Annotated in this window: 13 protein-coding genes; 4 read left to right on the forward strand and 9 right to left on the reverse strand. The window is 68.7% G+C overall.

Translation table 11 applies throughout. The annotated features are described in order from the left end of the window. Window positions 1-79 precede the first annotated feature (79 nt). The 3 genes from pntB to FGL91_RS02280 form a co-directional block, all read right to left on the reverse strand. Entirely contained in the window at window positions 80-1,477 is a 1,398-nt protein-coding gene (gene pntB, locus FGL91_RS02270) for a Re/Si-specific NAD(P)(+) transhydrogenase subunit beta (RefSeq protein WP_131493992.1), read from the reverse strand. Continuing rightward, on the reverse strand, window positions 1,474-3,027 hold the full coding sequence (locus FGL91_RS02275; RefSeq protein ID WP_153242947.1) for a Re/Si-specific NAD(P)(+) transhydrogenase subunit alpha: 1,554 nt from the start codon (window positions 3,025-3,027) through the stop codon (window positions 1,474-1,476). Before FGL91_RS02275 ends, pntB begins: the two co-directional genes overlap by 4 nt. Window positions 3,028-3,199: 172 nt before the next feature. Then, window positions 3,200-3,760, reverse strand: a complete 561-nt coding sequence (locus FGL91_RS02280; RefSeq protein WP_047523568.1) for an acyl-CoA thioesterase — start codon at window positions 3,758-3,760, stop codon at window positions 3,200-3,202. Window positions 3,761-3,891: 131 nt separating this feature from the next. On the opposite strand from FGL91_RS02280, the gene FGL91_RS02285 reads away from it, so the two are divergent. Then, the gene (locus tag FGL91_RS02285; RefSeq protein WP_165875492.1) at window positions 3,892-4,401 is read left to right on the forward strand and encodes a GNAT family N-acetyltransferase; all 510 of its coding nucleotides are present in this window, start codon (window positions 3,892-3,894) and stop codon (window positions 4,399-4,401) included. Between the two features lie 78 nt (window positions 4,402-4,479). Here FGL91_RS02285 and FGL91_RS02290 read toward each other — a convergent pair whose 3' ends face one another. Genes FGL91_RS02290 through FGL91_RS02305 form a run of 4 tightly spaced genes read right to left on the reverse strand, consistent with a single transcriptional unit; the run spans window position 4,480 to window position 9,135 of the window. Next, window positions 4,480-5,631, reverse strand: a complete 1,152-nt coding sequence (locus FGL91_RS02290; RefSeq protein WP_131493986.1) for an acetyl-CoA C-acetyltransferase — start codon at window positions 5,629-5,631, stop codon at window positions 4,480-4,482. A gap of 48 nt (window positions 5,632-5,679) precedes the next feature. Then, window positions 5,680-7,383: a cytochrome b/b6 domain-containing protein gene (locus FGL91_RS02295; protein ID WP_194239292.1), complete on the reverse strand. Its 1,704-nt coding sequence runs from the start codon at window positions 7,381-7,383 to the stop codon at window positions 5,680-5,682. A gap of 2 nt (window positions 7,384-7,385) precedes the next feature. Continuing rightward, the gene (locus FGL91_RS02300; protein WP_131493985.1) at window positions 7,386-8,357 is read right to left on the reverse strand and encodes an electron transfer flavoprotein subunit alpha/FixB family protein; all 972 of its coding nucleotides are present in this window, start codon (window positions 8,355-8,357) and stop codon (window positions 7,386-7,388) included. Window position 8,358: 1 nt separating this feature from the next. Continuing rightward, window positions 8,359-9,135, reverse strand: a complete 777-nt coding sequence (locus FGL91_RS02305) for an electron transfer flavoprotein subunit beta/FixA family protein (protein WP_153242948.1) — start codon at window positions 9,133-9,135, stop codon at window positions 8,359-8,361. 177 nt (window positions 9,136-9,312) lie between these two features. Here FGL91_RS02305 and FGL91_RS02310 point away from each other — a divergent pair, with 177 nt between their 5' ends. Genes FGL91_RS02310 through FGL91_RS02320 form a run of 3 tightly spaced genes read left to right on the forward strand, consistent with a single transcriptional unit; the run spans window position 9,313 to window position 10,761 of the window. Next, complete coding sequence (locus tag FGL91_RS02310) at window positions 9,313-9,849, forward strand: MarR family winged helix-turn-helix transcriptional regulator (RefSeq protein WP_047522251.1); 537 nt, start codon at window positions 9,313-9,315, stop codon at window positions 9,847-9,849. Window position 9,850: 1 nt separating this feature from the next. Then, complete coding sequence (locus FGL91_RS02315) at window positions 9,851-10,321, forward strand: SRPBCC family protein (RefSeq protein ID WP_153242949.1); 471 nt, start codon at window positions 9,851-9,853, stop codon at window positions 10,319-10,321. Continuing rightward, on the forward strand, window positions 10,318-10,761 hold the full coding sequence (locus FGL91_RS02320) for a YdeI/OmpD-associated family protein (RefSeq protein WP_153242950.1): 444 nt from the start codon (window positions 10,318-10,320) through the stop codon (window positions 10,759-10,761). Before FGL91_RS02315 ends, FGL91_RS02320 begins: the two co-directional genes overlap by 4 nt. Window positions 10,762-10,911: 150 nt before the next feature. Here the strand turns inward: FGL91_RS02320 and FGL91_RS02325 are convergent, their stop codons facing one another. Both FGL91_RS02325 and FGL91_RS02330 read right to left on the reverse strand, forming a co-directional pair. Next, on the reverse strand, window positions 10,912-11,148 hold the full coding sequence (locus FGL91_RS02325; RefSeq protein WP_153242951.1) for a hypothetical protein: 237 nt from the start codon (window positions 11,146-11,148) through the stop codon (window positions 10,912-10,914). Between the two features lie 231 nt (window positions 11,149-11,379). Beyond that, entirely contained in the window at window positions 11,380-12,156 is a 777-nt protein-coding gene (locus tag FGL91_RS02330) for an enoyl-CoA hydratase-related protein (RefSeq protein WP_153242952.1), read from the reverse strand. Window positions 12,157-12,235: the final 79 nt, after the last annotated feature.

The raw sequence follows: 12,235 nt of genomic DNA on the forward strand, positions 1-12,235 counted from the left end.
ATCCCTCGGCCGTTCGAATCGCGCAATCGGTCGCTTTTTCCCTCTCGGATGGCGTCGATCGCGCGATTCGGAACCGAGGTCACAGCGCCGCGATGATGTCCTCCACCCGCTGCTTGGCATCACCGAACAGCATCGAGGCGTTGTCGCGGAAGAACAGTGGATTCTGCACCCCCGCGTAGCCGGCGGCCATCGAGCGCTTGAACACGATGACGTTCTCGGCCTCCCACACCTTGAGCACCGGCATCCCGGCGATGGGGCTGCCCGGGTCCTCGGCCGCAGCCGGGTTCACGGTGTCGTTCGCCCCGATCACCAGCACCACCGAGGTCGACGCGAGGTCGTCGTTGATCTCGTCCATGCTGAGAACGATGTCGTACGGGACCTTGGCCTCGGCCAGCAGCACGTTCATGTGACCGGGAAGACGCCCGGCCACCGGGTGGATGCCGAACCGCACGTCCACCCCGCGTTCGCGGAGCCTGTGGACCAGATCGGCCACCGGGTACTGCGCCTGAGCGACGGCCATGCCGTAGCCGGGCGTGATCACGACGCTGCCTGCGGCGACGAGCATCTCGGCCGCCCCCTCGGCGGTGATCTCGCGGTGCTCACCGTACTCGGTGTCGTCCGCGGACGGCGCGGCGATCCCGAAACCGCCCGCGATGACGGAGAGGAACGAGCGGTTCATGGCCTTGCACATCACGTACGACAGGTAGGCACCCGACGAGCCGACCAGCGCACCCGTGACGATCAGCAGGTCGTTGTTGAGGAGGAAACCCGCCGCGGCGGCCGCCCAACCCGAGTAGCTGTTGAGCATCGAGACGACGACCGGCATGTCGCCACCGCCGATCGAAGCGACCAGATGCCAGCCGAGGGCGAACGCGAGCACGGTGACCGCGATCAGGAGCCAGAGCTGCTGGTCGTTCACGAACCACACGGTGAGCGCGACGAAGGCGACGAGCGCGCCGACGTTCAGGCCGTTCTTGCCGGGGAGCATGAGCGGCGCGGACGACATCCTGGCCGACAGCTTGAGGTAGGCGACGATCGATCCGGTGAAGGTGACGCCGCCGATGAAGATCCCGATGAAGACCTCGGCGTTGTGGATGCCGACGAGCTCGGGGGCGAGCTCCGGGTGCGCGAGGTAACCGTTCCAGCCGACGAGCACGGCTGCCAGACCGACGAAGCTGTGCAAGAGCGCGATGAGCTCGGGCATCCCCGTCATCTCGACGACCCTGGCCCGCCAGAGCCCGATGGCTGCACCGACCAGCACGGCGGCCACCAGCAGGCCGAGACCGAGGAACGCACCGGTGCTCCAGGCGTCGGCGACGGTGAGGGCGACGGTCGCGACGAGCGCGATGGTCATGCCGGCGATGCCGTACACCACCCCCGCGCGTGCCGACTCGTGGCGGCTGAGGCTGGCGAGACTCAGGATGAACAGCAGGGCGGCGACGATGTACGCCGCTCCGACGAACGCGTCGATGGTCATTTCCGGCCACCCTTCGCGGAGTTCCCGAGGGTGAACATCGCGAGCATCCGGCGGGTGACCGCGAATCCTCCGAAGATGTTGATGGATGCCAGCAGCACGGCGATCGTCGCGAGCACCTGCACGACCGGGATCGGTGACGTGACCTGCAGCATCGCGCCGACGACGATGACGCCGGAGATCGCGTTCGTCACCGACATGAGCGGGGTGTGCAGCGCGTGGTGCACCTTGCCGATCACGGAGAAGCCGATCACGACCGAGAGCACGAGCACGGTGAAGTGCTGCGGAAGCGGCGCGGGTGCGAACGCGTTCACGGCGAAGAGGGCGGCGATGCCCAGCACGATCAGGGTCACCCGGCGCGCCGTCGACATCTTCTTCGGAGGGGCGACCTCGACGGGATCCGCGGCGGCTCTCGCAGCCGGCGCGGCGGCGACCTGCACGGCGGGCGGCGGCCAGGTGACCTCCCCGTCGCGGACGACGGTGACCGAACGCTGCACCACGTCGTCGAAGTCGATCACGAGCCGTCCGTCCTTCGCGGGCGTCAGCAGGGCGACCAGGTTCGCCAGGTTCGTGCCGTAGAGCTGTGATGCCTGGGAGGCCAGGCGTGACGCCAGATCGGTGTACCCCAGGATGATCACGCCGTTGTCGGTGACGATGCGTTCGCCCGCGACGGACCCTTCGACGTTGCCGCCCTGCCCCGCGGCCATGTCGACGATCACGCTGCCGGGCTTCATCCGGGCGACATCGGACGCCGTGATCAGGCGCGGTGCCGCATGCCCGGGGATGAGGGCGGTCGTGATGATGATGTCGACGTCGGCCGCCTGCTCGGTGTAGATCTCGGCGGCCCGTCGGTCGTAGTCCGCGCTCGTCGCCTTCGCATAGCCGTCGGTGGACGCGGCGACCTCGACGTCGACCGGGAGGTACGTCCCCCCGATCGAGGTCACCTGGTCGGCGACTTCGGGGCGCGGATCGGTGGCGCGGACGACGGCTCCGAGGCTCGACGCCGCACCGATGGCCGCGAGCCCCGCGACTCCGGCTCCCGCGACGAGCACCTTCGCCGGAGGCACCTTGCCGGCGGCGGTCACCTGGCCCGTGAAGAAGCGGCCGAACTCGTGGGCGGCTTCGACGACCGCCCGATAACCGGCGATGTTCGCCATCGAGCTGAGCACGTCCATGGACTGCGCCCGTGAGATGCGGGGCACCGCATCGAGAGCGACCGCGGTGATCCTGCGCTGGGCGAGAGCCTCGACCAGGTCGGGACGCAGTGCCGGCGACAGCAGCGCGATGAGGGTCGCCCCGTCGGCGAGGAGGGCGATCTCCTCCGGTCCGGGCGCCGTGATCGCGAGCACGATCTCGCTCCCCCACGCCTCCGCCCTGTCCACGAGCACGGCACCGGCGGCTTCATAGTCCGCATCGGGGAACGACGCTGCCGCTCCTGCTCCTCGTTCGACCCTGACCGTGTGTCCCAGCCTGCCGAGCGACGCGATGGTCGCCGGGGTGGCCGAGACCCGTGCTTCGCCCGCGGGCTCCCGCACGATGCCGATGACTGCCACTGCTTCCTCCTCCACCCGTCTGCGTCGACGGGATCACCGGGGCGTCCGCGCCCCTGACTTCCCGCTCAGAGTACTGAGAGGGCCGTCGGGAACAGCCCTCTTTCGGCTCTGTGCCGGGGAAAGAAGCGAGGTTCTTACGGAAAGCAGAGGAGGAGATCGCGGCGAGAGCGGCTCAGCCCCAGACGCTCGGAGCCTTCACGCGCACGGGCGGGAGGGCGGATGCCGCGGCCCAGTCGTGCACCCAGGCGTCGATCTCCGGCACACCGTCGGGCTTGCCGACCGCGGCGAAGAGCTCTTCGTTGCTGACGGTGCCCCCGGTGCGACGCAGCATCCGGGCGCGCACGATCGCGCGGGCGTAGACCTCGCCGTCGACCACGGCCCGGTGCTCCAGGAAGAGGGCCTTGTCGTCGTGCCCGATGAAGCGCGACTGCACCTCGAACCGCTGCCAGAGCTGCAGCGACTTGCGGAACGTGACCGTCTCGCTGGAGACGACCGCGTACCAGCCGCGGTCCTTCATGGCGTCGAACAGTCCGGTGCGGATCAGCTGGTCCCAGCGCCCGAGGTCGAACAGCGACAGGTAGCGACCGTTGTTCATATGGCGCAGGATGTCGAGGTCGGTCGGCAGCGTCGTCAGGGTGATGCTGCCCACCGCCGTCGGGTCGAGGGTCTTCCCCCGTCGCACGCGGCGGCGAGCGCCGAGGATCACCAGGAGGGTCCGCCAGATCACGTTCACGAGGATCGATCGTAGCCAGACGCGCACGAATCACGAACATCGTTGTGCGAACCCTCCATCCCGTGACGCCCCGTCTCCGTGGGCCTCCGCTCGATTTCCTGTTCGCGGACGCCGCGCGTAGAGTCACGAACATGAGCGCCGAAGCCCAGCCTGAAGTCATCGTCCGTCCGGTCCGTGATGTGGATGCGGAAGCCCTCGGTCGCGTGCACGCCCAGTGCTGGCACGAGACCTACGACCACCTGATCAGCAAGGCAGCGCTCGAGAAGGTCTCGCCGCGGCGGATGGCCGAGCTCTGGACGCACTGGGCCTCGCAAGGCCCCGACTTCAAGATGAACGCCGCGCTCGTCGACGGCGAGATCGTCGGCTTCGTCGGTTCGGGACCGGCCCGCGACAAGGATGCTCCGGCGTTCCGCGAGCTCTACTTCATCTACCTGCTCGACGCCTGGCACTCGACCGGTATCGGCCAGAAGCTGTTCGACGCCGCCGTCGAGAAGGACGAGCCGCTGTACCTGTGGGTCGCGGAGGACAACCCCCGCGCTCACCGCTTCTACACGCGCAACGGCTTCCACCTCGACGGCGCATCGCACACCGAGCCGTTCCTCGGTGAGACGCTGACCGAGGTCCGCTTCGTCCGACCCTGACGCGGCGCGCCCGTGCGGGATCGATTTCGCACCTCGCACATCCCTCGCAGGCACGTTCTTGATCCCGCATGCACCACGTCAGAGGCGCTCGATGATGGTCACGTTGGCGACGCCACCGCCCTCGCACATCGCCTGCACGCCGTACCGCCCACCGGTGCGCTCGAGCTCGTTCAGAAGTGTCGTCAACAGCCTCGTGCCGGTCGCCCCGATCGGATGACCGAGCGCGATGGCTCCCCCGTTGACGTTGACCCTCTCATGCGGAGCCTCCAGCTCACGCATCCAGGCGAGCACCACGGGGGCGAATGCCTCGTTCACCTCGAACAGGTCGATATCGGCGACGCCGAGGCCCGCACGCTCCAGAGCTCTCCGGGTCGCCGGGATGGGCGCGGTGAGCATGAGCACGGGGCTCGCGCCCCGCACCGTCATCTGATGGATGCGCGCGCGAGGTGTGAGCCCGTGTTCGCGGACCGCACGCTCGCTCGCGATGAGTACGGCGCTGGAAGCATCGCTGATCTGTGATGAGACAGCAGCGGTGATCCGCCCGCCCTCCCGCAACGGAGCGAGTCCGGCCATCCGCTCCAGACTCGTGTCCCGGCGCACGCCCTCGTCGTGGTCGAGCCCGTTCAACGGCGTGATCTCATTCGCGAAGCGACCCTCGTCCTGCGCGACGGCTGCGCGACGGTGGCTCTCGAGGGCGAACTGTTCCATCTCCTCGCGGGAGATGTCCCATTGCTCGGCGATCAGCTCCGCACCGGCGAACTGCGAGATCTCCTGATCGCCGTAGCGCGCCCGCCACCCGGGGGACTCCGCGTACGGCGTCGTGAAGCCGTACGCCTCACCCACGGTCGCCGCGGCGGTCAGAGGCACCTGCGACATGTTCTGCAAGCCGCCGGCGACCACGAGGTCGCTCATCCCGCTCATCACGGCCTGCGCCGCGAAGTGCACAGCCTGCTGGCTCGAGCCGCACTGGCGATCGATCGTGACCCCGGGCACGTGCTCAGGGAATCCGGCGACCAGGGCGGCCGTGCGCGCCACGTTCCCCGACTGCCCGCCGATCGCATCGATCGCACCGAGCACGACGTCATCGATCGCGCCGGGGTCGATGCCCGTGCGTTCTACCAGCGCGGTCAGACTGTGTGCGCCCAGATCCGCCGGGTGGATTCCGGCGAGCGATCCCCCGCGCCGACCGACAGGCGAGCGGACCGCATCGACGATGAATGCCTCTGCCATGGATCTCCTTCCGTCGTGCGGCGACGCCGCTGCGTCAACCTCGTCGTGTCAGCGCCCCGAGACCTTTCCGAAGACCTTCGCGATCGGAGCGAGCACCAGCGGACGAGCGGCCGCCCAGCCGATGGCGATCACGACGATCGAGACGACGAAGACCCAGAATCCCGTCCAGGTGGCGGCATCCTGCGCGGCGAACATGTGGTTCAGGTTGCGCAGGAATCCGGTCAGCATCACCAGCGCCACGTGCGCGATGATGAACGCCACGAAGTACAGCATGATCGGGAAGTGCAGGGCACGAGCCCATTCGACCGGATATGCCTTCGACAGCTTCTCGGCCTTCTTCGGCCACAGCCCCGACATCCGGAAACCGGTGATCGCCGCGAGGGGAGCCGCGATGAACACGGTCGCGAAGTACGCGAGCTGTTGCAGGCTGTTGTAGTTGTTCCAGCCGTTCTCATGCGGCCAGTCGAAGGAGACATACTGCAGGGCCGCCGACAGTGCGTTCGGGAAGACCTCCCAGCTCGTCGGCACGATGCGCACCCAGTGCCCGGTGACGAACAGCAGCACCACGAAGATGACGCCGTTCACGAGCCACAGGATGTCGAGCGCCTGGTGGAACCACAGGTTCAGGCTGATCTTGCCCTTCGCATTGCCGCGGGGCGTCCAGAAGACCGTCGGACGCTTCTCCGTGCGCACCTGCAGTCCGGAGCGGATGATGAGCACCATCAGGAACATGTTGAAGAAGTGCGCCCAGTTCACCCACGGTGCGAATCCGGGCGCGACCTCGATAGCCGGCTCGTACTCACCGGGGAAGGCCGCGAGGAAGTCCTGCATGAACGGGAAGCTCAGGAGCGTGCGCACCAGCGCGATCGCGGCTCCGGCGAGCACTCCGAGCGCAGCGGCCCCGAACAGGACGGCGATCGCCTGGGTCCAGGTCGGACGACGACGTGCGGGCTCCGGGGCCGCAGCCACGTGCCGCGGTGCACGGCCGTCCCACACCGTGCGCTTCCACGCCAGCGGCGTATCGACGGTGGCGACAGCAGTGGCCGGGACCGGCACGGCCGCGGAGGCAGGGGGCTCGGCAGCGACAGGACGCGCGGAAGCGGTGGCAGCAGCGTCGACAGGGGCCGCGGCTGCGGGGACGATCGGAGTGATGCCGGCGGGCGGCCAGGGCTCACCACCGACGACACGAGGCAGCCCACGTCGAACGCCGGTCGCAGAGGAGGCGTGCGTCTCCGGCCTCGCGGCGGGCGCGGGCGTCGACACCGAAGCAGCAGCGCCCACGGTGTCCGACACGACCGGGGCGGATGCCGCAGCCGAGGATGCCGCAGCCGAGGATGCCGCAGCCGAGGCGGATGCCGCAGGCGAGGATGCCGCGACCGAGGATGCCGGCGTGGGCACCGCCTCCGCGGCTGGTTCGTCCGCGACGGGAGCCTGCGCACCACTGACCGGCGGCCACGGCTCACCCCCGGGCACGCGCGGGAGCCCTCGCCGGATGCCCGCGGTGGAGGAGGCGACCACACCCGTCGTCGCCGCGACGGCTCCGTTCACGGACCCCGCACGCGGTGCGAGCGCGTCCGCCTCCGGCGCGACCTCGGCCGCGACGGGTTCAGCGACCGGCACGGCCGCCTCCGGCAGCGACCCGCCTGAAGGCCCGGAAGCATCGGCCGCTTCCACGACCGCAGCATCCGCAGGGGGCCAGGGGTCACCGCCCGGCACGCGCGGCAGACCGCGTCGCAGCATCCGCGTGGCCATGACTAGTTCTTCCGCGCCTCGAGCGCCGCGATCACCTGGGGCACCACGGTGAACACGTCGCCGACGATGCCGAAGTCCGCGACCTCGAAGATCGGCGCCTCGGGGTCCTTGTTGATCGCGACGATGTTCTTCGACGTCTGCATGCCCGCACGGTGCTGGATCGCTCCGGATATGCCGAGAGCGACATACAGCTGCGGAGAGACCGAGACGCCCGTCTGTCCGACCTGGTGCGACTGCGGGATGTATCCGGCGTCGACGGCGGCCCGGGAGGCACCGACCGCCGCTCCGAGCGCGTCGGCGAGCTCCTCGACGAGCACGAACTTCTCCTTGGAGGCGAGTCCGCGTCCGCCCGAGACGACACGGGTGGCACCCCTCAGCTCAGGGCGGGAGGAGGCGACCTCGACCGCTTCGACCGGACCTGCCGTCGCGGCAACAACCCCGGACGGGGTGACATCGAGTACCTCGACCGAGTGCGACGGCACCGCCTCGGCACGCGCATCGACCGCGCCCTGACGCACCGTGATCACCGGGGTTCCGAATGTCGGAGCGGAGTCGACCAGATACGCGCCGCCGTAGACCGAGTGGTGCGCGACGACACCCTCCTCGTCGCGGGAGACACCGACCGCGTCGACCGACAGCGCGCTCTTCGTGCGCACCGCGAATCGTCCCGCCACGTCTCGACCGGAGATCGAGTTCGAGATGAGCACAGCATCGGGTCGCACCTGGGCTGCCGCAGCCTGCAACGCGTCCACGATCGGGACCGTCAGCGCGGTGGGGTCTCCGTCGGCCGTCAGCACCACGGATGCTCCGGCCGCGGCGGCCTGATCGACCGCCGCAGGGCTGCCGCCGACGATCAGGGCCACGGGCGTACCGACCGTCGACGCGGCACCGATCAGCGCGGCTGTGCTGGTCGCGACGTAGCCGGAGGGGTCGACGTCGACGAGGACGAGGATCGGGTTCTCGGAAGAAGTCATCTCACACCAACCTGTTCTGCACGAGATAGTCGACGAGCTTGTCGGCGGCATCGCCTTCATCGGTGATCTTCACGCCGGCCGCGCGCGGAGGCTTCTCCGACACCGCGGTCATGATGGTTCGCGGCGCTGCGGACGGATCCGCCGAGACCTCGAGGTCGGCGAGCGAGAGCACCTCCAGCGGCTTCTTCTTCGCCGCCATGATGCCCTTGAAGTTGGGGAAGCGCGCGTCGGGGAGCGCCTCGGTGATCGAGATCACTGCGGGCAGCGACGCCGTGATCGGCTGACTGCCGGCATCCGCACCGCGGACCCCGGAGACGCCGTCCTCGGTGATCTCGACCGACGTGAGAGCGGTGGCCTGCGCGAACCCGAGGTGCTCGGCGAGCATGGCCGGGATGACACCGCCCGAGCCGTCGGTCGACAGGTTCCCGGTGATCACCAGGTCGGGGCTCCCGCGGCGGATCGCGGCGGCCAGCACTTCGGCGGTGAGGCCGAGATCGGCACCCACGAGTTCCTCATCGGCGATGTGCACTGCCGACGAGGCGCCGATCGCGAGCGCCCGACGCACGGAGGCGGTCGAGCCGGCCGGAGCCATCGAGAGGGCGACGACCTCGGTCCCGTCGTTCTTGTCGGCGTAACTGAGGGCGACCTCGAGAGCACGCTCGGTGATCTCGTCCAGGACGACATCTCCGGCGGCGCGATCAGCGAGCCCGGTCTCGAGATTCAGTTTGCGATCGCCATAGGTGTCGGGCACCTCTTTGACCAAGACGAAGATCTTCATCGATTGCTCCTCACGACACGCTGAGTCTATCCGCATGGGTCTCTATGTAGCCAAAAGCGGAGGAAACCACGGCCAGGACCCCAGAATTGCCCCGACAATGTATACATACCCCACACTCGGGCTGCGGTATCCCCCCACGCTCCGTCCGCCGCACGCCGCCGCCGGTACCGTAGAGAGGTGACCCGACCCCGCCCGCTCCCCGTTGACCCGCTCGCCGAGGCCAAGCGGCAGTGGATCGCGCACGGGTGGACGGATGCCGCCGACGGCATGGCTGTCGTCACCTCGGTCATGCGGGCCCAACAGCTCCTGCTCGCCCGCGTCGATGCGGCGCTCAAGCCGTTCGCACTCAGCTTCGCCCGGTTCGAGGTGCTGCGCCTGCTCGCGTTCAGCCGCGCCGGACGCCTCCCCCTGTCGAGTGTCGTCGCTCGCCTTCAGGTGCACCCGACCACGGTCACGAGCACGGCGGAGCGACTGGTCCGCGATGGGCTCGTGGTGCGGGAGCCGCACCCGCACGACGGTCGGGCCGCGCTCCTCGCCCTCACGGATGCCGGGCGGGAACTGGTCGAACGCGCCACCCGGTCCCTGAACTCCGAGGTCTTCGTCGATCCCGGCATGAGCGGAGACGACGCCGCGGAACTCGTCGCGATCGTCGCACGGCTCCGCAAAGCCGCAGGCGACTTCGCGGACCCTCGCCCGCATCCCGAGCCGCTCTGACATGCCCCGGTTCGTCCTCGAGACGCTCATCGCCGCACCACCCGCTGCCGTGTTCGCCGCATCGCTGGACCCTGAGCTGCACGTCCGCTCGATGGCTCGACACGGCGAGTCGATGGTGGAGGCACCGGCGGGGGGATCGTTCACGGAGGAGTCGACCGTGACGTGGCGGGCACGTCATTTCGGCGTCCCGTTCCGGTTGCGTTCCGTCGTGTTCGACATCGATCCGCCCCACGGCTTCTCGGACCGGCAGATCGCCGGCCCGTTCGCGGCGTTCCTGCACGAGCACCGGTTCGTTGCGCATCCGTCCGGCACGCTCATGCGGGACACGGTGACGTTCCGGTCGCCCTTCGGTCCGCTCGGCCGGATCGTCGACGCCCTGTTCCTCGGCGCGTACATGCGCCGCCTGATCAGCGAACGCAACACGATTCTGGCCGCCGAGATCGAGGACCCGGGGCGTACCCTGTCGGCATGAGCGAACTGCGTCTGCACACCGTCCTCACCGGCCGCGGCCCCGCCGCGGCGATCCTGCTCACGGACGAGCAGGTCGCGTCGTTCGGTGCCGGGAAGACCTTCCCGGTCGCCGTCACCATCGACGGACGCACCGCCCGCCTGCGACTGGCGCGGATGGGCGACGAGAACCTGATCGGGTTCAGCAAGGCCGTCCGCACCGAACTCGGGCTGGAGATCGGGCAGGAGATCGATGCCGTGATCCGGGTGGATTCAGCCGAGCGCACCGTCGACATCCCCACCGAACTCGCTGCAGCCCTGGACGCCGACCCTGCCGCGCGGGCACGCTTCGACGCACTGTCGTACTCCGTACGCAAGGAGCACGCGCGGAGCGTGTCCGAGGCCAAACAGGACGCGACGCGCGAACGCCGGATCGCGAAGGTCCTCGACGCCCTCTCCGGCTGAGGGCGTTCACAACTCCTCAGGAATCTCCGACGAGCACCGCGCGAAGCGGCGTTTCCCGCGCGACGCACTCCTTTCTGAGGAGTTGCGATCCCCGCCGTCCCGGGGCGGGGCAACGCGAGTCGGTGACGGTCGGCCGACCGTGACCGAGCGCTACGGGCGGATGCTCATGGAGCGATGGTTGAGCATGATGGCGCCGAGGACGCTACCGATGCTTCCGATCACGATCAGCACGGTCGCGAGGGTTGTCAGGGAGTTTGCGTCCCCCGGCCCGACGATGATGGTGGTGATCGCGAGCACCACTCCGAGGAATGTGAGCGCCGAGGAAGCAAGTGTGCCGAGTGTGAGCCAACGGGTACGAGTATCGCGGATGTTCTGTTTCAATCCCATGTCATTACCCCCAGCATGCGACTCCGCCGACGACGAAGATACTGATGCAGATCGCGTCATTTCCACTTGCAGCCTTGCACACGTCCAACAGCCAAGGGTCGGATCGCGAAGGTCCTCGACGCCCTCTCCGGCTGAGGGCGTTCACAACTCCTCAGGAATCTCCGACGAGCACCGCGCGAAGCGGCGTTTCCCGCGCGACGCACTCCTTTCTGAGGAGTTGCGAACGAGCACCTAGCGGTTCTGGAAGTCCGGCGAGCGCTTCTCCCGGAACGCCGACATCCCTTCCTTCTGGTCGGCGGTGTCGAACAGCGCGGCGAAGGCCTGCTTCTCGTGCGCGAGGCCGTCGGCGAGGGTCGTCTCCATCGCCGCATCCAGCGCGGCCTTCGCCGCATAGACGGACGGCAGCGACTTCGCGGCGATGGAGTCGGCGAGCGTCGCCGCCTCGGCGAGGAGCTCGGATGCCGGAACGACGCGCGACACGAGACCTGCGCGCTCGGCTTCCTCCGCCCCCATGAAACGTCCGGAAAGCACCAGCTCGGCCGCCTTGTAGTAGCCGACCGCACGGATCAGGCGCTGCGTACCGCCCATCCCGGGGATGACGCCGAGGTTGATCTCCGGTTGGCCGAACTTCGCGTTGTCCGCGGCGAGAATGATGTCGCACATCATCGCGAGCTCGCAGCCACCGCCCAGGGCGAAGCCGGAGACCGCCGCGATCACGGGGGTGCGCACCGCGGCGAAGTCATGCCAGGCGCCGAAGTGGTCGGTCTCGAGCATCTCCGCCGCGGACATGCTCTCCATCTCCTTGATGTCGGCGCCGGCCGCGAACGCCTTCTCGGACCCGGTCACCACGATGGCGCCGACAGCGTCGTCCGTGTCGAAGGCGACGGCGGCCGCGGTGACCTCCTCCGCGAGTCGGCTGTTCAACGCGTTCAGCGCGCCGGGTCGGTTCAGGGTGATCCACCCCACTCGTCCGCGCTGCTCGACCAGGATCGTCTCGTATTCGGTCATGTCGCCCTCTCCGTCGGATCTCTTTCAGCATTCACCCTGGCCTTCGAATCACGCAAATGACTCCGTGCGCACCGCGACT

Source organism: Microbacterium sp. CBA3102 (genome assembly GCF_007954505.1).
In the GTDB taxonomy this organism is placed as follows: Bacteria; Actinomycetota; Actinomycetes; order Actinomycetales; family Microbacteriaceae; genus Microbacterium; species Microbacterium aurugineum.